Source organism: Vibrio sp. R15-SG3-ISO1B (assembly GCF_059833835.1).
The window spans coordinates 1-21,700 of the sequence record NZ_JCBDGG010000021.1 but is presented as its reverse complement, the minus strand read 5'-3'; the positions used below and the strand labels follow the sequence as shown (position 1 = coordinate 21,700).

Annotated in this window: 22 protein-coding genes; 11 read left to right on the top strand and 11 right to left on the bottom strand. The window is 49.7% G+C overall.

Annotation, left to right across the window (positions count from 1 at the left end; genetic code table 11):
• Positions 1-9: 9 nt before the first annotated feature.
• Complete coding sequence (locus AC6R0S_RS05970) at positions 10-309, bottom strand: DUF3301 domain-containing protein (protein WP_500628853.1); 300 nt, start codon at positions 307-309, stop codon at positions 10-12.
• Positions 310-321: 12 nt separating this feature from the next.
• Positions 322-1,365: a DUF3549 family protein gene (locus AC6R0S_RS05965; RefSeq protein ID WP_500637443.1), complete on the bottom strand. Its 1,044-nt coding sequence runs from the start codon at positions 1,363-1,365 to the stop codon at positions 322-324.
• Between the two features lie 76 nt (positions 1,366-1,441).
• Here AC6R0S_RS05965 and AC6R0S_RS05960 point away from each other — a divergent pair, with 76 nt between their 5' ends.
• Together AC6R0S_RS05960 and truC are read left to right on the top strand one after the other, a co-directional pair.
• Positions 1,442-1,756: a YqcC family protein gene (locus tag AC6R0S_RS05960; protein WP_487902606.1), complete on the top strand. Its 315-nt coding sequence runs from the start codon at positions 1,442-1,444 to the stop codon at positions 1,754-1,756.
• Complete coding sequence (gene truC, locus AC6R0S_RS05955; protein ID WP_500633871.1) at positions 1,753-2,487, top strand: tRNA pseudouridine(65) synthase TruC; 735 nt, start codon at positions 1,753-1,755, stop codon at positions 2,485-2,487. Before AC6R0S_RS05960 ends, truC begins: the two co-directional genes overlap by 4 nt.
• A 93-nt stretch (positions 2,488-2,580) precedes the next feature.
• On the opposite strand, the gene dxs is transcribed toward truC, so the two are convergent.
• The 3 genes from dxs to xseB are packed head-to-tail and all read right to left on the bottom strand — an operon-like array spanning position 2,581 to position 5,632.
• Positions 2,581-4,464: a 1-deoxy-D-xylulose-5-phosphate synthase gene (gene dxs, locus AC6R0S_RS05950; protein ID WP_500630652.1), complete on the bottom strand. Its 1,884-nt coding sequence runs from the start codon at positions 4,462-4,464 to the stop codon at positions 2,581-2,583.
• A 20-nt stretch (positions 4,465-4,484) separates the two neighbouring features.
• Positions 4,485-5,369: a (2E,6E)-farnesyl diphosphate synthase gene (ispA, locus tag AC6R0S_RS05945; RefSeq protein ID WP_500630651.1), complete on the bottom strand. Its 885-nt coding sequence runs from the start codon at positions 5,367-5,369 to the stop codon at positions 4,485-4,487.
• Between the two features lie 20 nt (positions 5,370-5,389).
• Complete coding sequence (xseB, locus tag AC6R0S_RS05940) at positions 5,390-5,632, bottom strand: exodeoxyribonuclease VII small subunit (RefSeq protein ID WP_500625971.1); 243 nt, start codon at positions 5,630-5,632, stop codon at positions 5,390-5,392.
• A gap of 216 nt (positions 5,633-5,848) precedes the next feature.
• On the opposite strand from xseB, the gene pomA reads away from it, so the two are divergent.
• From pomA to rlmM, 7 genes are all read left to right on the top strand, one after another.
• Positions 5,849-6,613, top strand: coding sequence for a flagellar motor protein PomA (pomA, locus tag AC6R0S_RS05935; RefSeq protein ID WP_334555215.1), 765 nt, complete (start codon positions 5,849-5,851; stop codon positions 6,611-6,613).
• 9 nt (positions 6,614-6,622) lie between these two features.
• Positions 6,623-7,570: a flagellar motor protein MotB gene (locus tag AC6R0S_RS05930; protein WP_500630650.1), complete on the top strand. Its 948-nt coding sequence runs from the start codon at positions 6,623-6,625 to the stop codon at positions 7,568-7,570.
• A gap of 221 nt (positions 7,571-7,791) precedes the next feature.
• On the top strand, positions 7,792-9,240 hold the full coding sequence (thiI, locus tag AC6R0S_RS05925; RefSeq protein ID WP_500630649.1) for a tRNA uracil 4-sulfurtransferase ThiI: 1,449 nt from the start codon (positions 7,792-7,794) through the stop codon (positions 9,238-9,240).
• 411 nt (positions 9,241-9,651) lie between these two features.
• Positions 9,652-10,560, top strand: coding sequence for a transcriptional regulator GcvA (locus tag AC6R0S_RS05920; protein ID WP_334555218.1), 909 nt, complete (start codon positions 9,652-9,654; stop codon positions 10,558-10,560).
• A complete protein-coding gene (locus AC6R0S_RS05915; protein WP_500630648.1) occupies positions 10,553-11,176 on the top strand; it encodes an alpha/beta fold hydrolase in 624 nt (207 codons plus the stop codon). The genes AC6R0S_RS05920 and AC6R0S_RS05915 overlap by 8 nt, the downstream gene beginning before the upstream one ends.
• Positions 11,166-11,564: a DUF423 domain-containing protein gene (locus tag AC6R0S_RS05910; RefSeq protein ID WP_500630647.1), complete on the top strand. Its 399-nt coding sequence runs from the start codon at positions 11,166-11,168 to the stop codon at positions 11,562-11,564. The genes AC6R0S_RS05915 and AC6R0S_RS05910 overlap by 11 nt, the downstream gene beginning before the upstream one ends.
• Complete coding sequence (rlmM, locus tag AC6R0S_RS05905; RefSeq protein WP_500637442.1) at positions 11,561-12,652, top strand: 23S rRNA (cytidine(2498)-2'-O)-methyltransferase RlmM; 1,092 nt, start codon at positions 11,561-11,563, stop codon at positions 12,650-12,652. The genes AC6R0S_RS05910 and rlmM overlap by 4 nt, the downstream gene beginning before the upstream one ends.
• 49 nt (positions 12,653-12,701) lie before the next feature.
• Here the strand turns inward: rlmM and xni are convergent, their stop codons facing one another.
• The 5 genes from xni to queF form a co-directional block, all read right to left on the bottom strand.
• On the bottom strand, positions 12,702-13,481 hold the full coding sequence (xni, locus tag AC6R0S_RS05900; RefSeq protein WP_500630645.1) for a flap endonuclease Xni: 780 nt from the start codon (positions 13,479-13,481) through the stop codon (positions 12,702-12,704).
• A gap of 70 nt (positions 13,482-13,551) precedes the next feature.
• Entirely contained in the window at positions 13,552-14,913 is a 1,362-nt protein-coding gene (gene ppnN / locus AC6R0S_RS05895) for a nucleotide 5'-monophosphate nucleosidase PpnN (protein ID WP_334555223.1), read from the bottom strand.
• Between the two features lie 171 nt (positions 14,914-15,084).
• Positions 15,085-16,650, bottom strand: a complete 1,566-nt coding sequence (locus tag AC6R0S_RS05890) for a diguanylate cyclase (protein WP_334555224.1) — start codon at positions 16,648-16,650, stop codon at positions 15,085-15,087.
• Positions 16,651-16,761: 111 nt separating this feature from the next.
• Entirely contained in the window at positions 16,762-19,032 is a 2,271-nt protein-coding gene (locus AC6R0S_RS05885; RefSeq protein ID WP_500630643.1) for a tetratricopeptide repeat protein, read from the bottom strand.
• 42 nt (positions 19,033-19,074) lie between these two features.
• The gene (gene queF, locus AC6R0S_RS05880) at positions 19,075-19,920 is read right to left on the bottom strand and encodes an NADPH-dependent 7-cyano-7-deazaguanine reductase QueF (RefSeq protein ID WP_500625980.1); all 846 of its coding nucleotides are present in this window, start codon (positions 19,918-19,920) and stop codon (positions 19,075-19,077) included.
• Between the two features lie 82 nt (positions 19,921-20,002).
• On the opposite strand from queF, the gene syd reads away from it, so the two are divergent.
• Entirely contained in the window at positions 20,003-20,566 is a 564-nt protein-coding gene (gene syd, locus AC6R0S_RS05875; protein ID WP_500630642.1) for a SecY-interacting protein, read from the top strand.
• A complete protein-coding gene (locus tag AC6R0S_RS05870; RefSeq protein WP_500633864.1) occupies positions 20,553-21,329 on the top strand; it encodes a Zn-ribbon-containing protein in 777 nt (258 codons plus the stop codon). The genes syd and AC6R0S_RS05870 overlap by 14 nt, the downstream gene beginning before the upstream one ends.
• Positions 21,330-21,433: 104 nt before the next feature.
• Here AC6R0S_RS05870 and AC6R0S_RS05865 read toward each other — a convergent pair.
• Positions 21,434-21,700, bottom strand: a 267-nt coding sequence (locus AC6R0S_RS05865; protein WP_500637441.1) for a DUF2897 family protein, incomplete at its 5' end; no start/stop codon positions are given.

Genomic DNA, 21,700 nt, shown 5'->3' with positions numbered 1-21,700 from the left:
TTTGTGCGTCTACAGGCGATGTGGCTCTAACCAGATATCACGCAGGTGAAACCCTTGCATGGTGATCGTTCCTTGATAACAGTCGTCACCAAGCGACGAAAATTCAAACAGGTAAATCGTATGCCAACGCCACTGACCTTGTGGCGTTTTTAGTTTGTGTCCATCTAGCGCCACACTTAAGAGCTGTAAGCCTAATTGGTCGCACTTACGTATGGCGATTGCTTTGGCGATCTCGGCCTGACGACGATGTTGCCAAAAAATAAAACAGCCAAAGCTCAGTGCCAGGATGGCCAGCAAGTTGTCAATCATACGCCCTCTTTTCTACTCGGCTTTGGTCGCTTTCTGAAGGTTCAGCAGCGCTTGAGCCAACTCTGGGGAGGGGCTGGTGTGGAGCAACGGCAGCAGGACCATACGCAGCTCAGGGAGCATCACCAGATCGGCAAACAGCTGATTAAAGAGTGTTTGATTACCAGTTTGCGCCAGTCGCAGCAAGAACTGCTCTGCGATGTCTTGATCTGACAGCCAGTGCCAGCAGCGGCCAGCAATAGCGATGAGCACTTCTTGATGACTGAGCCGCGGAGAGGCTAAGAGGGTTTTAACCAAGCGGTGACTCAGTTGATGGTGACTGCCCGATAACGCACGAGTCAGTGCGGAGAGCAAAAACAGATCCGGCGTTTTGGCCTCCATCTCCTTGTGCGCCATTTCACTGAGTCGCTCGGCTAATTTGCTTGGTAGTGGTGACGTATGTTCGAGCACCCCAAGCAGAGCATACAGGGGCTGGCTAGGCAGCGATGTGAGGGACTTACGTATATGCACGCCATTTTGGTCACGTCCTAGACGTGCGCACATATCACTGATGCCTTGAAGCCCGACAGTCTGCCATTGTTCAAAGCCTAATCCACCTGAGAAATAGTGTTGCGCGTGTTCATAGTACTGACTACAAGGAAGGTCGAGCTCGGCACGAATTTGACTATGGAAAACCGCCATTTTGTCATCGCTGGGTTTGAACGTATAGGGGTTGTTGGATAGCTTCTGTTGCTGCTCCTCACTCATCTCTTGATTTAAGCGTGAGCCCATCGCCTCGATGACGTATTTAATAAATTGGCCAATGTCCGATTGTTGAAACAAGCCGCGCTCATCCAACTCGAATTTTAAAAACCAAATCCAAGGTTGCTTGTGTTCATTCCAATAGGCGATCGCGAGGTGTGCTTTACGTTGAAGTGGGTAAGGGTAGGGTTTCTGTCCTTGTTCCACATCAGAAAATGTCTGAGCATCAATGACGCTGATGCGACGGCCTAAATCGTAGACACGGTAGTCGCAATGGCTGTTTTTCAGCAGGTCAGTGAGTGAGTGAATGGTATCCATCGATGAATTGTCCTAACTTTCTTTCCTCTATAAATGGTACTCTTATCATTAATTTCAAGGTTTCACGTTTAGGTTTATGACACAGCAACAACAATTGCTCACCTTGTTTGCGTCTATTCAAGCGCAACTGCAAGCATTACAACTTTGGCAACATACTCGACCTGATGAGTCACAACTTGTGAGCGCACAGCCCTTTGCGATGGATAAGCTTGCTCCTGAAGCTTGGCTTCAATGGATCTTTGTCGACAAAATGACCGCAATGATCGAGAACGGTGAGCCTCTTCCGAGCGGTTTTGCTATCGCGCCCTATTTTGAGCAGTGTTGGCAGTCAAACAGCGACTATCAGCCGTTGCTTGAACTGATAAGACAGGTGGATGAGGTGTGTCAATGACGCTAGAGATTCTTTACCAAGATGCGTATTTTGTCGCGGTCAATAAGCCTGCGGGTATGTTGGTACACCGCAGCTGGTTGGATAAGCACGAAACGCAATTTGTGATGCAGACGCTTCGCGATCAAATTGGTCAGCATGTATTTCCTCTTCATCGCTTAGATAGACCAACATCGGGCGTGCTGATGTTTGCGTTGTCCAGTGAAGTGGCAGCAGAGGCGATGCCGATGTTCGCTGAACATCAAATGGAGAAAACGTACCATGCCGTTGTGCGCGGTTGGATTCATGAGGCGGCTCGCCTCGACTACGCGCTTAAGTTAGAGTTGGATAAAATCGCCGACAAGTTCGCGAGCCAAGAAAAGGAAGCGCAAGAGGCCATTACCGATTATCGTCCACTGGCAACAGCGGAGGTGCCTTATTCCACAGGACTGTTCCCTACGTCTCGCTACGCGTTAATGGAGTTAAAGCCTCTTACCGGTCGCAAGCACCAGCTTAGACGCCATATGGCCCACCTGAGGCACCCTATCGTCGGTGATACTACACATGGTGATGGTAAGCATAATCGATTGTTTCGTGACGTCTTTGATGCACACAGGTTGATGCTGCATGCCTCGCGGTTGAGTTTTGTTCATCCTTATACCCAAGAGCCCATCACCATCGTTGCGCCAGTCGATGAGTGTTGGCTGAGGATCATGGCGTCGATGTCTTGGCCGCTCGAACGCTTAACGGATTGATGAGAACACAAACGCAAAGAGCGCAGACTGGGTCTGCGCTCTTTTTATGACTTGAATTGTTAGGGCAAGTGCGTTAAATGGTAAAGTACGCGCTTAGCAAGCAAGATAATCGCGAATCGCGCGCTCTATGCCCTTTGCATCTAGGCCAAGCTCTTGATGCAACTCTTCTTGTGTACCTTGAGCAATAAACTCATCCGGTAAACCCAGGTTAAGCACAGGTTTGAGTAGCTTATTCTTCATCATGAACTCAATCACGCCTGCACCTGCGCCGCCCGCAATCGCGTTTTCTTCAATGGTAACCAGCACATCGTGTTGCGCTGCCAGTTCAAGAATCAGAGCTTCATCAAGCGGTTTAACAAAGCGCATGTCAGCAACTGTGGCATCTAGGCCCTCAGCCGCCTCGAGTGCGTTCGCAAGGAAGGTACCAAAACTCAAGATAGCGACACTCGGGCCCTCTTGAGAGTGGCGAGATTGACGAACCACTCGCCCTTTACCGATCTCCAGTGCCGTGAACTCGGTTTCAATCTCAACGCCCATGCCGCTGCCTCTCGGATAACGAACGGCACTAGGACCTTGATGCTGATGGCCGGTGTAAAGCATTTGTCGGCATTCATTCTCATCACTCGGCGCCATGATGACCATATTCGGAATGCAACGCATAAAGCTTAAGTCAAATGCCCCTTGGTGGGTCTGACCGTCAGCGCCCACCAGACCGGCGCGATCGATGGCAAACATGACGGGCAAGTCCATGATCGCGACGTCATGAATCAGTTGATCGTAACCGCGCTGCAAGAAGGTCGAGTAGATCGCGACAATAGGGTGATTGCCTGCAATCGCCATGCCCGTTGCTAAGGTCACAGCATGCTGCTCTGCGATCGCAACGTCGAAATACTGTTTGGGGAACTCTTTAGAGAAGCGCACCATGCCAGAGCCTTCGCGCATGGCTGGCGTGATGGCCATCAATTTCGGGTCGATGGCCGCCATGTCACACAGGAAGTCACCGAAGATTTTTGAGAATGTCGGCTTACCGCCGCTGCTTTTTGGCAGCGAGCTGTGGCTTGGATCAAATTTAGGTACACCGTGATAACCGATGGGATCTTTTTCTGCGGGCTCATAACCTTTGCCTTTTTTGGTCATGATATGCAAAAACTGTGGCCCACTGAGTTCGCGCATGTTTTTTAGCGTTTTCACTAGTTCATTAACGTCATGGCCGTCAACAGGACCAATGTAGTTAAAGCCCAGCTCCTCAAACAGAGTCCCTGGTACCACCATGCCTTTTAGATGCTCTTCGGTACGACGAACCAGCTCTTTAATCGGCGGCACGCCAGAGAGGACTTTTTTGCCCCCCTCACGAATCGAGGTGTACAAGCTGCCAGACAACACTTGCGCAAGATGGTTGTTAAGTGCACCAACGTTTTCTGAAATGGACATTTCATTGTCGTTGAGGATCACCAGCATGTCAGGGTGAACGTCACCGGCGTGGTTCATCGCTTCAAACGCCATACCTGCGGTGATGGCACCATCACCAATTACACTAACGACTTTACGATCTTTCCCTTCACGCCCAGCGCTGATCGCCATGCCGAGCGCAGCACTGATCGATGTGGATGAGTGTCCGACAGAGAGGGTGTCATACTCACTCTCTTCACGCCAAGGAAAGGGGTGCAGTCCGTCTTTTTGACGAATAGTTGGCATTTGCTCACGGCGACCCGTCAGAATCTTGTGCGGGTAAGCTTGATGACCCACGTCCCAAATCAACTTGTCAAATGGCGTATTGTAGACATAGTGTAAAGCGACCGTGAGTTCTACCGTACCAAGGCCGGAGGCAAGGTGACCACTCGATTGGCTCACCGAGTTGAGTAAGTAGGTGCGTAGCTCGTCACACAACGCTGGCAGCACATCTTTCGGCAGCGAGCGTAGCTCCTGCGGCGTGTCAGCCAGTGCAAGTGTCGGATACTTTGAAATATCAAGAGTCATAGTTATGCGCGCTTATAGTGTTAGTTCTTGCGCTCGATGACATATCGGGCGAACTCTTCCAGTAATTCTGTATTGTAGGGGATCGCTTCCAATGCTTGAAGCGCCTCATTAAACAGAGTGTGAGCTTTGTTTATGGCTCCCTCTAATCCTAGCAAAGCGGGATAGGTACTTTTGTTGAGCGCTTGGTCTGAGCCTTGCGGTTTGCCGAGCGTTTGCGTATCACTGATGATGTCCAAAATGTCATCTTGGACTTGAAACGCCAGCCCAATGGCATCGGCGTAACGATCAAGATGTGGCAGTACCTCGACTCCTCGTTCACCGGCGGCGAGGGCGCCAAGACGAATTGCAGACTTCATCAGTGCCCCCGTCTTGTTCCGATGGATGGTTTCGAGCTCCTCAAGAGACACGGCGCGATTTTCCGCTGCTAAATCCAACGCTTGACCTAAACACATACCATTGGCGCCCGAGGCATTCGCCAACTCCTGTACCATCTTTATACGTAGACTTTCGGCCTCAGGGTGTAATGGGCCTTGCGCTAAAATGGTAAAGGCGAGCGTTTGCAATGCATCACCCGTGAGCACCGCGGTCGCTTCGTCGAACTTAATGTGGCAAGTCGGTTGGCCACGGCGAAGCTCATCGTCATCCATCGCGGGTAGGTCGTCATGAATCAAGGAATAAGCGTGGATACATTCCACCGCCGCTGCGGGCGTGTCCAATGATTCCAACTCACATCCGAGCATCTGGCCGGTGATGTACACTAAAAAAGGTCGCGCGCGTTTTCCACCGAGCAGTAAGCCATAGCGCATGGCCTCCAGTAGCGGAAGATGCTGGTGTGGGTAGCTATCGAGCCAAGCTTGCAGCTGAGCGTTGTTGCGCTGTTGAAGAGAGGTTAAGGCCTCAATCATAGGAGAATCTTCTAAAACCGTTATTCAGGCTGGGCATCAAAATCAACGAGCGGCGCGTCATCGTCATTACGAAGTAGCAGGCTGACACGTTGTTCTGCATCGCTCAATTTAGCTTGACCAGCACGAGCAAGAGTGATTCCGCGTTCGAATTTCTTTAATGCGTCGTCGAGCGACAAATCGCCATTCTCTAAATTTGCAACAATTGTATCCAGTTCTTCAATTGTTGCCTCGAATGTCATATTTTCGGGTTTCTTGCTCGCCATAACTTTTCTACATTTGTAAAGATGGACGAAAGTTACCTTAGCCGCCAATGATGGTCAAATTTAACCGAGTAAATTTGTCAGAAAAATCGAGCTTGCGCGGTGGCTCCGGTCAAGCAAAGATGGATGTTGTGACGCGCAACTTATAAAAAACTAAAGATCTGAACATGTTGCCGATATAATTTGGTAGAAGCTTGGAGTTAGCATGAGGAGTGCTTTGTGGATTTAGCAACGCTTTTGGGATTGCTTGGCGGATTTGCCTTCGTCATCATGGCCATGATACTTGGCGGAAGCATCATGATGTTTATCGATGTTACATCGATATTGATCGTGGTCGGCGGTTCGACCTTTGTTGTACTGATGAAGTTTACCATGGGGCAATTCTTTGGCGCGGCGAAGATTGCTGGCAAAGCCTTCATGTTCAAGGTGGACGAGCCAGAAGATCTCATCGCTAAAGTGGTCGAAATGGCTGACGCTGCTCGTAAAGGTGGCTTCCTTGCACTCGAAGAGATGGAAATCACCAACAGTTTCATGCAAAAGGGCATCGACTTATTGGTTGACGGTCATGACGCCGATGTCGTGCGCGCCGCGTTACAAAAAGACATCTCCTTGACGGACGAACGACATGAATTTGGTACCAGCGTATTTCGCGCCTTTGGTGACGTAGCGCCGGCGATGGGCATGATTGGTACCTTGGTCGGTCTGGTGGCGATGCTGTCGAACATGGACGATCCTAAAGCGATCGGTCCTGCTATGGCGGTGGCGTTGTTGACAACGCTGTACGGTGCGATCTTGTCTAACATGGTGTTCTTCCCAATTGCCGACAAACTCTCCCTACGCCGAGAACAAGAGAAGTTAAACCGTCGCTTGATCATGGATGGCGTACTGGCTATTCAAGACGGTCAAAACCCTCGTGTTATCGACAGCTATCTGAAAAATTACCTCAATGAAGGTAAGCGTGCCCTTGACGTCGATAACGAGTAAGGAATAAAGATGGACGATGAGAACGATTGCAAATGTCCGCCACCTGGTTTGCCCTTGTGGATGGGGACGTTTGCCGACTTGATGTCGCTGCTCATGTGTTTCTTCGTACTGCTGTTGTCATTCTCTGAAATGGACGTACTGAAGTTCAAACAGATCGCGGGATCAATGAAGTTTGCGTTTGGTGTACAGAACCGCTTGGAAGTGAAAGACATCCCGAAGGGGACCAGTATCATTGCTCAAGAGTTCAGACCAGGTCGACCTGAACCAACGCCGATTGACGTCATCATGCAGCAAACCATCGACATCACTCAGCAAACGCTGGAGTTTCATGAAGGCGAGTCCGATCGCGCCGGGGGAACCCAACGTGACAAAGGCAAGCTGACTGGCGGTAAATCACCCGACACGTCAACGGAAGACAACCAGAACTCTGAATCAGACAACGAACAACAGCAATCGGCAGAGAAGTCGCAAGAGCTTGAAACCTTGATGGAAAGTATCAAGAAAGCGCTAGAACGTGAAATTGAGCAAGGGGCGATTGAGGTAGAAAATCTTGGCCAACAAATCGATATCCGAATTCGTGAAAAAGGTGCCTTCCCTGAAGGTTCTGCCTTCTTGCAGCCTAAGTTTCGTCCTTTAGTGCGCCAGATAGCGGATCTTGTTAAAGACATTCCTGGTGTGGTGCGCGTCTCTGGCCATACGGACAACCAAAGGTTGGATTCGGAGCTCTACCGCTCGAACTGGGATCTGTCCGCTCAGCGTGCGGTATCAGTAGCACAGGAAATGGAACGTGTGAGAGGGTTTGACCATAGCCGTTTAGAAGTGCGTGGTATGGCGGATACTCAGCCGCTCGGACCTAATGACACCGAAGCGCAGCGCTCACGCAATCGCCGAGTTGAAATCAGCATCTTGCAAGGGGAAGCCCTGCTCAGCGATGAAGTGCCTGTACTGGACAACTAAGCTAAAGCAAAAGTAAGCAAAAGTAGTCAGGGCAAAAACAGTTAGGATAAAAGCGCGATTCGAGAGGCGGAAACTTAGCGTCATCGAGAATGGTCAAAAGGCGAGCGATGGCTCGTCTTTTTTATGCGCACTCATTCGTGTATAATCTTGCGCCCTTAGCCAGCGCAACGCGTTAAGGCTAACCTCTATTTATGTGCGAAACAGAACTTGTGAAGTGAACTATGAAATTTATCGTTAAGCCCCATCCAGAAATCTTCGTAAAAAGTGAATCGGTGCGCAAGCGCTTCACCAAGATTCTAGAGTGTAATATTCGCAACATTATCAAAAGCCGAACGGAGTCTGTAGCGGTATTTAACCGTCGTGATCACATCGAAGTGACCTCCGAGTCTGATAAGTACTACAACGAAACCATCGAAGTGTTGACGCACACGCCGGGCATTCATCATGTCTTAGAGGTTAAGCAGTCAGAGTTTAAAGACTTGCACGACATCTACGAGCAAGTGCTAGAACTTAATCGCCCCAACATTGAAGGTAAGACGTTCGTGGTGCGCGCAAAGCGTCGTGGTAAGCATGATTTCACCTCTATCGAACTGGAACGCTATGTCGGTGGTGGCCTTAACCAAGCGGTGGAAAGTGCCAGCGTTAAGCTGCAAAACCCAGATGTAACAGTCAAGGTTGAAGTCGCAGGCGACAAACTTAACCAAGTGATCGCACGCCACAAAGGCTTGGGCGGCTTCCCATTAGGGACGCAAGAAGATGTGCTGAGCCTGATTTCAGGTGGTTTTGATTCCGGTGTTTCTAGCTACCTGCACATCAAGCGTGGCTCAAAAGTGCATTACTGCTTCTTTAACTTGGGCGGTCCGGCGCATGAAATCGGCGTTAAACAAGTCTCTTACTACTTGTGGAATAAATACGGATCGTCGGCCAAAGTGCGCTTTATTTCGGTCGATTTTGAACCTGTGGTCGCAGAGATCTTGGAAAAGGTCGACGATGGTCAAATGGGCGTGGTGCTAAAGCGTATGTTTATGCGCGCAGCCGGTATGATTGCTGAGAAGTTTGGTATTCAGGCCTTGGTCACAGGTGAGGCGCTCGGCCAAGTATCAAGCCAAACCTTAACCAACCTGCGTCATATTGACGGCGTGACCGATACCTTGATTCTTCGTCCGCTGATCAACTGGGACAAAGAAGACATCATCAACCTAGCGCGTAACATCGGCACCGAAGATTTCGCTAAGACCATGCCAGAATATTGTGGGGTGATCTCTAAAAAGCCAACCGTCAAAGCGGTGAAAGGCAAGCTAGAAGCGGAAGAGGCCAACTTCAACTTTGATATTCTTGAGCAAGTGGTGCGCGAAGCGCGTCAAATGGATATCCGAGATATTGCGAAAGAGACAGAGCTAGCGGCGCCTGAAGTTGAGCAAGTTCAAGCGGTGGAAGATCACGCAGTGGTTTTGGATATTCGTAGTCCAGAAGAGGAAGACGATAAGCCATTAGAAATAGAGGGTGTTGAGGTTAAGCACATCCCGTTCTACAAGCTAGCCACGCAATTTGGCGATCTCGATCAGTCGCACACGTATCTGCTTTACTGTGAGCGTGGGGTGATGAGTCGCTTACAAGCGCTCTACTTGCAAGAGCAAGGCTTTAGTAACGTCAAAGTCTATCGCCCATAGTGGTTTTTTAAACCCTATAAACGCGCAGCCTGAGTTGTCTCACGCTGCGCGTTTTTGTTTGACTGGGTAAATGAGCAGATAAGGAAGCGTTAAGCCGTTATTGTCTGAAGAACACGAATACAGGGCATAAAAAAACACCGCCATAAGGCGGTGCTAAAAAATTTGACAGACAGGTCAAAATAAATACAGGAAGTATGCGCTTTGATAGTTATCAAAGCGGGTAGAATACTACCGAACTCGAAATTCGAGTTTGCAAACACAACATCGCAACAAGAAGCCAATTGATACCGAAATATCAAGCCGTTCAGGCTCTTGGTGCGGTGAGAAATATAGAATTTCTCTAGTCGTCAGGCAATGGACAATTTATAATGTTTCAGATTAAAAAAACTAATCCATATAGAGGCGACCCTAATGTCCAGAAGATTGCCCCCTTTGAACTCATTAAAAGTGTTCGAGGCCGCCGCACGTCATTTGAGCTTTACCCGTGCTGCCGAAGAGTTGTTTGTGACTCAAGCGGCAGTGAGCCACCAGATTAAAGCGCTGGAAGAGTTTCTCGGCTTGAAACTGTTTCGTCGCCGAAATCGCTCGTTACTGCTCACCGAGGAAGGTCAAAGTTATTTCCTTGATATCAAAGATATCTTCTCTTCACTGGCCGAAGCGACAGATAAAGTTCTGGAAAGAAGTGAGAAAGGTGCCCTAACCATCAGCTTACCGCCGAGCTTTGCGATCCAATGGCTTGTTCCAAGACTGGCGGACTTTAACCAGCAAGAGCCAGATATCGACGTGCGTATTAAAGCCGTTGATATGGATGAGGGGTCTCTGACCGATGATGTCGATGTGGCCATTTACTACGGGCGCGGTAATTGGCCCGGGCTTCGAGCAGACAAACTTTACCAAGAATTTTTAATCCCACTTTGTTCCCCGTCGTTACTTTTAGGTAACAAACCATTAGAAACATTAAGTGACCTCAAGCAGCATACTCTACTTCACGATACCTCGCGCAAAGATTGGAAGCAGTTTGCGAAAGAGCATGACATTGAAGGCGTCAATGTCAACCACGGCCCCATCTTTAGCCACTCAACCATGGTGCTGCAGGCGGCTGCTCACGGCCAAGGGGTCGCCTTGGGTAACAACGTTCTTGCCCAACCAGAGTTGGAGGCAGGACGCTTAATTGCCCCATTCGATGAGGTATTGGTCTCCAAGAACGCCTTTTATGTGGTCTGCCATGAGAAGCAGGCGGATATGGGGCGTATTGCCACTTTCCGTGATTGGATGCTGGCCAAGGCGCACAAAGAACAAGAGGTATTGCTGGATGAATAATCGACGTATTGACGGCGATAGCCATGATCCTGTGTTTATTTTTGCTCATGGCGCGGGGGCGGGAATGGATCATGCGTTCATGGATGCCGTCGCCAAGGGGCTCGCGAGTCACGGTATTCAAGTGATTCGTTTTAATTTTCCCTATATGGAAAAGTGCGAACAAGATGGCAAGCGCCGCCCGCCAGACAGAGCGCCCAAGTTACTGGAAGCCTATCAACAGGTACTTGAGCAACATGCCGCTTCCCCTGTGGTGATCGGCGGTAAGTCGATGGGAGGACGCATGGCGAGTTTATTGGCTGATGACGATAAGGTGCGCGCGGTGGCATGTTTGGGGTTTCCTTTTCATCCGCCGGGCAAGCCAGAGAACTTTAAGGGCGACCACCTAAGCACTATCCACAAACCCACCTTGATTTTGCAAGGTGAGCGTGATGCGTTCGGCTCAAAAGATGAGTGCGTGAATTTCTCTTTGTCGTCATGTACCGAGCTTGTGTTCATTCCAGATGGCGATCATAGCTTTAAACCTCGCAAACGCTCTGGGCATACTGAGCAAAGCAATATCGCCTTAGCGGTCGAGAAGTTGGCCGAGTTTATTCAAGGAGTCTACAGTGAAAAGTAACCACTTACTTGCCTTGGGTGGCATGTTTGCCGGTCTTGGTGTCGCATTAGGCGCTTTTGCTGCCCATGGTTTAAAAGCCATGCTGCCGCCTTATCTGCTGGAGGTGTTTCAAACCGGCGTCCATTATCAATTCCTCCACGCTGTCGCGATCATGCTCTGTGCGCTTTTCCTTCGGTTGACGTCATTATCCGCCGGAGAAAAAAATTTCGCACGTGCGGCAATTTGCTTTATCATCGGCATCTTTTGTTTTAGCGGCAGCTTATACGCACTCGCGATCACGGGCATCAAATGGTTTGGCCCGATCACTCCGTTCGGTGGAGTGATGTTTTTGATTGGTTGGGCGCTGTTTGTTGTCGCCGCACTGCAAAGTAACGAGGTGAATCAGTGAAACAGTTAATACTCTATTGCCGTTCTGGGTTTGAGAAAGAGTGTGCCGGAGAAATTCAAGATCGCGCCACCCAGTTGGAAGTGTATGGTTTCCCTCGCCTGAAAAAGAATTCGGGATACGTGCTGTTTGAATGCTATCAAGAGGGCGATGCCGAGAAGTTGGTCAAAGAGCTCGACTTTAAGTCGCTCATTTTTGCCCGTCAGATGTTTGCGGTGGCGGTAGAGATTGACGAACTGCCTCGTGAAGATCGCATCACGCCGATTTTGCAATTTCTGGCTGAGGTCGAAGGTTTTCCTCGTTGCGGCGATATCCGAATTGAGACGCCAGACACCAATGAGGCCAAAGAGCTACTCAAGTTCTGCCGAAAATTTACCGTACCGATGCGCCAAGCGATGCGCGGCAAAGGCATTCTTTTCGATAGAGAGAGCCCGAAAAAACCAGTCTTGCACCTCTGCTTTGTAGCGCCGGGGCACTGTTTTGTTGGCTACTCGTTACCTAGCAACAACTCCCAATTCTTTATGGGCATCCCGCGTCTTAAGTTCCCTGCTGATGCGCCTAGTCGTTCGACGTTGAAGCTTGAAGAAGCGTTCCATGTCTTTATCCCAAAAGAAGAGTGGGACGAGCGTCTTGCCTCTGGCATGTGGGGTGTGGACTTAGGTGCGTGTCCGGGCGGTTGGACCTATCAACTGGTCAAGCGTTCGATGTTTGTCCATGCGGTTGATAACGGTATGATGGCGGACAGCTTGATGGAAACGGGGCAAGTGAAACACCATCAAGAAGATGGTTTTAAGTTCGAACCCGCGCGTAAGAACGTCACTTGGCTCGTGTGTGATATGATTGAAAAACCGTCACGTGTGGCGCAATTGATGGGCGAATGGATCATCAGTGGTTGGGCGAAAGAGGCGATCTTCAATTTAAAGTTGCCGATGAAAGGGCGTTACGATGAAGTGTTGGAAGATATTGAAAACTTGAAGATTTTCCTGATTGAAAACAAGGTCAAATTCAAGCTGCAAGCGAAGCACTTGTATCATGATCGAGAAGAGATCACCGTGCACGTCCAGTGTTTATCGAACATCTCGCCGCACTAAGCTAACCGATTAAGGTCAAGTTACAGCCCTGCATTGTCAGGGCTGTTTTTTATCCTTGTTCGGGCGGTGAATAGCGCAAATCTTGTAAGTTGAATCCAAGCTCGATATCGGTTTTCAGCGCGGCAACTTGGCGGCACAGTTTGGCTTGCTCAATATGCTCGTCCAATTTTTTACGATATTTGGGCGCTAAACTCTCGCTGGCGTAGGCCTCATCGATGTTGGCAAATTGCGTCAGGATCTCTTTGGCGGCTTTCGGGCCAATGCCCGGAACCCCAGTCACTTGGCTTGAGCTAATGCCAGCCAATCCCCAGTAGTCGGCCAATTGCTCGGGTTTGACACCAAATTCTTGTTCGATAAATGGCGCGTCCAACCAACGATGCTGAAAATAGTCGCGAATTTGCAAGGTGGGAGAGAGCAATTGGCAATAGCCTTTATCGGTGGAAATGATGGTCACTTTTTCGCCGTGACTCGCGACCTTCATCGCCAGTGTGGCGACCAGATCGTCCGCTTCATCCCCTTCAGATAACAGCGAATCCACCCCCAATTGCCACCATGCTTCTTGAATGCTCTCTAGGCCCTCTTGCAGTGGTTCGGGCATCGGTTTGCGGTTTTGTTTGTATTCAGGCAACCGTTCGGCGCGCCAGCCTCGCTCTTGCAGGTGATGATCAAACACCGCAATAATGTGGGTGGGTTGGCTTTCGTTGATGATGCGACTTAAAGTGCGCGAGGTGGTTTGAGCGGTACGTGCGATGTCTGACGCATCGGGCTGCGCTGAGTGGACTCGGCGAATCAAATTGAGGGCATCGATGATCACAAGGTGTATAGACATAACAGCGTTACCAAAACGGCATAAAATAAGGGCTCTAAGGCCCTTATTGTAATGATTGAGTGATAGATTGCTAGGCGGTCTTAATCCGATAGCACGGTTCGTAGGCACTGCCTCCGGGCAGTTTCATCCGGTCTTGGCTGACAAAGTCTTTTAATAGTCTGTCCATCTTTTTCATCAGCTCACTATCGCCATCGAGTTCGAACGGGCCGTGGCGTTCAATCTCACGGATACCTTCTGCCTTAACATTACCCGCCACAATGCCCGAGAATGCTTGACGCAGAGAAGCGGCGAGGTTTTCAGGTCGTTGATTGAGGTGCAAATCCAAACTCGCCATGTTGTCGTGGGTCGGTTCAAAGGGCAGTTGGAACTCAGGCTCAATTTTAAGTGACCAGTTGTAGCTGTATGCATCGCCGGTTTCTTTACGATGAGCACGCACTTCACTCATTCCATGTTTCATGATTTGCGCCACACGCGCGGGATCATCAATCACGATTTCGTAGTGTTGTTGTGCAGCTTTACCTAGCGTGGCACCGATAAACTGGTCAATGGAGCGGAAGTACTCTTCACTCTCTTTTGGCCCAGTCAGTACGATGGGCAGCGGCTGATCGGCGTTTTCTGGGTGCATCATAATGCCTAACACGTAAAGCAGCTCTTCCGCTGTGCCCGCGCCGCCGGGGAAAATCACAATGCCGTGCGCCATACGCACAAAGGCTTCGAGGCGCTTTTCAATGTCCGGCATGATGACCAGTTCATTGACGATCGGGTTTGGCGGCTCAGCAGCAATGATCGATGGCTCAGTGAGGCCAAGATAACGCTGCTCGTAGTAGCGCTGTTTGGCATGACCGATCGCAGCCCCCTTCATGGGGCCTTCCATCGCACCAGGACCGCAGCCGGTACAGATGTTCATTTCACGCAGACCCAGCTCATTACCTACTTCGCGCGTGTATTGGTACTCCGTCGCATTGATAGAGTGACCGCCCCAACAGACGACTAAGTTAGGCTCAAGCCCAGGGATTAGGGCTCCGGCGTTACGCAAAATGCCAAACACCAAGTTGGTAATGTGGCTGGCATTGGTCAGGTTTAGACGTTGATTATCCGCTAAGTGCATGTTGACATAAACAATATCGCGCAGCACAGAGAAGAGATGCTCCTGAATACCTTTGATGATTTCCCCGTCAACAAAGGCGTGCTCTGGAGCATTAATGAGTTCGAGTTTGATGCCTCTCTCACGGCGTAATACATTGACATCAAAGGATTTGTATTTGTCGAGTAGCTCTTTTGAGTTGTCCGTGTGGCTGCCGGAGTTAAGCACCGCCAGTGTGCAGTTGCGATACAGTTGGTAGAGATCACTCGAGGCCGTTTTTTTAAGGCGCTCAACTTCAAGTTGAGACAGTAAGTCCATACTACCGGCTGGGCTGATATGTGTGATCATGAAGTCTCCTTAACCAGAATTGTTTCATGCGGTGATTTATTATTGTTAGTGCTCAGTGGAAAATGGAGAGGGAGTGAATAACTGAGTTACTACTAGCTTAGCATGCTTTAACAGATAATAAAGGCTAAGTATTTGATATGTTTATATCAAGCTGAGAAATGAGGGGGTGGGTTATTTCCAAACCAGTTGGCTTTTTCCGACGGATTTCGCTTCTTTCAGTGAAAGGTTTAGGCGTTCGAGTACTTCTTCTGGTGTATCGGACTCTTTGAAGGAGGTGCTGGCCGCCGACAAGGTGATAGAGAGGTTTTGGTCGCGGAATTTGAATGGCAGCTTCGAGACCTGAGACTGAACAGTTTGGATGAGCTTAAAGCTGGCGTTGTCATCGGATTCAGGCAGTAAAATGATGAACTCTTCGCCTGAGAAACGGGCGACAGTGTCTGTGCTATTCAACTGGCTCTTAATGGTGCGTGCAATGATCTTGAGTGCTTTGTCGCCCGCAGAATACCCAAAGCTGTCATTGATGACCTTAAAACCATCAATATCAAACATCACCACGCGAAGATTATGTTGCGCGCGAATCCAGCGGCGATATTCAAGCTCTAAACGATCGTTAAAGGCGGTGCGGTTGTAGACCTTGGTCAGCGGGTCAAGCAACATGCGCTGCGCTTGATCTTCAAGTCGACGACGGTAATCTTGCGTCACTTCGAACAGCGCTTCCAACTGATTATTGCCATATTCCATCCGCTCGATGAGGGCTTGCTCACGCTGCTCCGCTAAGTGTAACCGTTCGGTTAATGCATTGAGCTGACTCAACAGTGGATTGAGATCTTGCTTGAGATCATCGAGCGACTGCGCGTTGTTGACCTTAGATTGAGTACTGCCCAGTAACTCGGAGAGCTCGATGTTCATCTCTTTGCGCTGCTCAAAGTAGCTTTCCGACTGCTGCGTATTTTGCGCGCTACTTTTGAGTGTCGTCGCGAGAGAAGCGTTCACTTGCTCTAAAAACTGCTCAGAGGTCTTGCGCTCATACTTGGTGCCTTCGATGACCAGCTTGAGCGTTTGTAAGGTGAGCTCAAGCAATACATGTGAAGAGACGCCAATCAGCAGTTTGGCACGGATATCCGCTAAGAGATCCCCTGACTCACCTTCAAAATCCAATTCAGTGATGAGGTGTTGCAGCTCATCCGAAAGGCGCAAAAGCAGTTCGCGATCCGAGCTGTTGGCGATTTGATTGATGGAAGTGTCAGGGTTGGAAGTAATGATTTTGATGGAGCGTTCGTAGAGGCCAAGTAGAGTCAAAGCTTGTTCTGCTTTTGGCCGCTCAATGCCGTTGGAATAACTGAGTAAATCGCGTAGATCACGCTTAATCTTGGCAGGCAAACCTGTCAAGCGTAGCAGGGTCTCACCGCTTGCTTTGATTTTCGAGTCTAAATTGTCGCTCTGTTTGTCCATCGCTATGCTCTGCTGTTTAAGCAGGCGTTCAAGAACGGCGAGCTTCGGTATCATGGTAGTGACATCTTGCTGCTGTTCTAAGGCTCGACGCAGTTCTATCAAGCCATCTTGAAGCCTAGGGTTCTCATAAGTATAGGCGCTACTTAGGGACGCGACGATTCGCTTCAATACCTTTTGTTCTCGTTGAAACTTGAACGAGGTATCTCTGTGATTCAATCGGACTTGTTCCAATTGAGATTTCAGATTGTACAGCTGTGACTGAAGATCTTGCTCAAGAACGCCCATGAAAATCTAAACTTAAGACGGATAGGAAAAGCCTAACCTTAATAACGAATTTAACGATAATATCAAAATAAATCCGCCCGTCACGACATACCGACGTCGTTTGCCCAGGTTTTACTCATCTTTTAATAGTTTTTTGATACTGTCCTCATTCTTGAACGATGAATGGACCTTTATTAACCCTTGATTAATGGAATGTTTACACGCTTTACGTATGTTACCAGTTGCAAGGCTCGCTGCCGGAGCATTCTCAATCGCCTTGAGGTAAACCCACTGACTACTGTGTTCTTTCATACTTAAGGTACGCGCCGTGCTGGTGGACATCAACAACACATCAATCAACTCTTTATCATTCACGGCCGTATAAGCCCTTGGTAGGAAGGGGTAATCCGCCATACCAATTCGTACGATGCGGTTAAGCGAGCGTTGAGGCTCAAACTCACAGATCCACTGCTGAATGCGTTCAAACAGTCGTTCAGGATCTCGGTTCTCTTCGCTGGCTGGCTCAATGTAGAGGAGGTTGGCATCGGAAAAGTGATACATACGCGCCGGAGATTCAATTCGGCTGTGCAGATAGTCACCAAAGGCTTTTTCCAGTTTTAACCCCTCTGCGTAGCCGTGTTGCAAATACATGTTACGCAGGAAGGGGACGTCAATCATGACGAAGCGCAGGCGGTCATTGAGTGGTTCATGAATCAGCTCGCCAACATGCCATTTCTCAAATTTGTGGCTGCTCTCTTCCAATGACGCCGGTAGTTTCGCGTTCAACATGCGTAGGTTTTTCAAGCCAGAACGTGAATGGGTGTAGATCAGCTCGTTGAGCAGATCCAACTCCTCACGTTGAACATTGATGACATGCCCTCGACGTATTAAGAAGATAAAGAGCAGCGCGCACACCACAAACAGCGTCACTGTGATTTTCTGAAATTTGAGGTACTCGGCGTGGGTTTCAATCAGCTCTTCTTTTTGGCCCGCTAGATGAAGCGATTGCTCGACGAACTCTTTTTGTTGGCGAAACGCGTCTTCGCTTATGATGTCGAGTTGCTGCTGCTCAATAATGGATAGGGAGTTAAATTGTTTCATAAACTCTAACGCTTCTTTGTATTCCCCACTCAGTTCATAGCCGTAGTAGAGCAGTTGGAACGCGTGTTTACGAATGGTGATGTCATTGAGCGATTCACCGATAGAGAGCGCTTTGAAGGCGCGATCCAACACCACTTTTGCGAGCTTTTGATGACGTGCCAAACCGGATTCAAGCAACAGAGCGTGTGCCTTTAGACGTGGGGTATCTGTGTACTGCAACAGATCTTGCGCGCGCTCTAAATATTGCTCTGCCAGTGGGTAGTTGACCAAATTTAGATAAGTGGTCGCGAGCGAGAGACGAATGTCGATGACACTTTCGATATTGGTGCGCATCTTTTCATGGTCCATGGCGTTGAAGTAGTGCACCAACGCCAAGTTGTATTTCCCTTGCTGGTAGTAGATATCGCCCATACGTTTGAGCAAGGGGGCTAATCGAGGTGATGAGTCAAAGTTGTCATAAAAATCCGCTGCTTGGGAGAGGTGGTCCGCCGCTTTATCCAGCACTCGGCGCTCAAAAAAGAGTTGTCCCAGCACTTGGTTGACCTCTGCCAATTGTTGCCCTGAGTCCACTTCAATCGCTTTCCAATAACTGGCAAGAAGCTCGGAGAGCGCTTGGTTGTACTGTTTATGCGCGAGTAAGTGCTGGCCATAGGTGGTGTGAAAGCGGATAAACGTGCGGTCAGAATTGGAGTTGTCCACATACTCTTTACTTTGCAGGTAGAGTTGATTGGCGAGATCCAATTGCCCTTCCTGTGACGCTATCGCAGCGCGCAACATGGCAGTGCGGTATTGCAATCCGCGCGCAAATTGCTGTGGATTGGCGATTTGACTGATTTCTTGCTCGACCAGCTCGAGCCCTTCACGGGCGGCGGCGCCATCAGCGCTGATTTGCCAACGCAGTTGAATTTCATCAATACGCACGTCAAGCAGCAGATAGGGGAGCTGGTATTTCGCCGCTAATTCTTCCGCTTGTTCAAGGTGCAGGAGCGCGTTTCGTGGGTTGTGCAGATTGTATTCGGCTTTTGACAGAATACGCAGAGCGTCAATGGTGCTGCCTGGAGAGCGAGTGCGGCTCTCAGAATCGTCACGCGATAAAGCGTTCGGGCTTTGCTCCGTCTGACCAATTAAATCACGCTGCTCTAAGAAATTTTGCACCAACTGACGAGCTTGCGCTGGCACGACATCCACCACGCCGCTGGCCTCGTTCAACACGGCGGATGAATAGATCGTGTTGGCCCATAACGGGCGAGAAATCAGCAAAACAAACGCAAAGACAATCGAGCGCCAGCGAAGTGAAATCATGGTGGTAGCTATCCTTGTTGACCAAATTAAGAGGAACGAATGTTATTGGCGCGCCATGCGTTGGTTGTGCAACGGTTCTGGGTATTGATTTGAGCGATATGGGTTGATATCAAGACCACCACGGCGCGTGTAACGGGCATAAACCGTGAGCTTCTCTGGTTGGCAGTAGGTCATGATGTCGGTAAAGATTCGTTCCACACACTGCTCGTGAAACTCATTGTGCTCACGGAAAGAGACAAGGTAACGCAGCAGCGCTTCGCGATCGATTTGCTTGCCCTGGTACTGAATCTCGACGCTGCCCCAATCAGGTTGATTGGTGATCAAGCAGTTCGATTTCAATAGATGGCTGTGGAGGCTCTCTTCCACGTCTTCCGCGAGCGTGGCATTTTCCAGCAGGCTCGCATCAAAGTCGTAGTGGGTGATTTCGATGTCTTGGTGATCGATACACTCGCCATTCATGGTCACAATCACGCTGTCGGTATAGTCCTCAACGCTGTGCAGGGTGACGGATACGGTTTCACCTGCGCAGGCCGAAAGATCGCGGGTCAACGTGCGTTCGACTTCATCCCAACTGTCGAAGCGGGATTGGTTAAGACTGTTAAGGTAGAGCTTGAACGACTTCGACTCAATCAAGTTGGCGCTAGTGGCAGGGATGGCGACGTCACCAATCGCAACTTGAGGCAGCCCTTTACTGTTTAGCCATGAGAGCTCATACAAAGTCCAAAGATCGCAGCCCATAAATGGCAAGGTGTCACCCAGCTGAAGATCGTCGCGGTTGAGGCTGCGCGGGACCGGTTGAAGCAAGCTTGGGTCGTACTGGTTGGCGTAGTCGGTTTTTTGTCCAAGGGTTAGGCCAGCCAGCTCTTTGGCATCAGAATATTTGCTCATACTTTTGTTCATTTTCCATTAGAATGGCGAGAATTTTACGCAATCCCGCCCCTAAAAGCGAACATTGATGTTGGAGATTTGAATGCAAGATATCGCAGCTGAGGCGTTACTCTCGTTGAGTGACCGCTACCGCCAAGCCTACCTTGACCGTCAAGGTCATTTGCCGAAAAGCGCAGAGTTGGCGGACTTGGTCTCACCCTGTGTTGTACACAAGGATGAGGACACAGTCTGGTGGCAAGCTCAGCCGAGAGAGCGTCAAGCGGATTTTTCCAACGTTGAACAAGCGATTGAGCTGACCCTTCACGATGACATCAAAATCTTTTACGGTATTCAATACAGCGCCGATATGGACGTGACCTGGCAAGGCAATGACTTGACGCTCTTGCAAGTGTGGAGTGATGACGACTTTGAGCGCCTGCAAGAGAACATTCTGGGGCATTTGGTTACCCAGCGTCGTTTAAAACTCAAACCTACGGTGTTTATCGGAGCAACAGAGGCGGAGCTCGATGTGGTCTCGATCTGCAATTTGACGGGGAACGTGATTCTTGAGCGCCTCGGCACGGCAAAGCGAGACGTCCTCGCACCAAGTATTGATGAATTTCTTTCCCAGTTAGAGCCGGTGGTATCAAGCGATGTACGTAGTTGAGTTACAGTTTGAGTGTTTTGATAACACCACCATCAGTGCGGTCGACAAAGCCATTAACGGTCTGATGGATGCGCTACGTTACAACGGTCAGGTGCTCGGCAGAGAGTTCCCTATCGTGATGGGCGATGGCGAGTTTTTTGTCCGTGTCGTCTGCCCAGAGAAAGAGAGCTTACACCCAAGACACCACTCCGACTTTGTCAAAGTGTGTCTCAAGCGCCTAGCTGAGGCGGCGCTGCTGGCCCCAAAAATGCGTCTATTGGGCCGAGACATTAACTCGGAAGAGGCCGCCGATGACAGTGCGCCAAGCTGGCAGGTGCTCTACACCACGTATGTGCATACTTGCTCGCCGCTTCGTAGTGGCGATACCTTGCTGCCTATCCCTTTATACCGCAATGGCCCAACGCTCAATGGCGATCATAAAGCGGTGATCAAATGGCAGACGGAATGGCAAGCGTGCGATGAGCTGCAAATGGCCGGTGCGTGCCGCGCTGAACATGCGGCCTTGCATGAGATTGGTGACGTGGACAGCGTGCTATTTAAGCGTGGCTGGGATTTGCGCGGCCGGATTGAGTACATCACGCAAATCCCCACTTACTACTATCAGTATCGCGTCGGAGGCGAGAGCCTCGCGACTGAGCAGGCTAGGTTATGCCCCAAGTGTGGTGGCGACTGGCGCTTAGACGAGCCACTTCATGACGTGTTTCATTTTAAATGCGACGAGTGCCGATTGGTCTCAAACATGTCGTGGGATCATATCAAATAGATCGCCGGGCTAAACCGACTTGGCTGATACGCGGAGATGGCTCCGCGTAATGCTCTGAATCGGAGATGATCTGAATTGGAGATGTTCAGAATTAGGGAGGTAGCTTAGTCTTTGTTCTGCGGGTGAGTGGTGTTGCTAGTGGCACTATTATTGGTCATTGGGTCGCTGCCCTCTGGCGTGCTTTCCTCGCTTTCTTCGAGTAGCTCTTTGAGTAGCGCTTCATCGCTGCGTCGCTCTTGCTCTGCGTCTGTTGGCTGCGTTTTGCTAGTTGGTTTGAGTTTCAAGTAGGAGACATAGCGCAGTGCCGCGATGTTGCCGACCATAAAACAGACGACCAGAATGATGATAAACCAAGGGTTAGTGAACAGTTC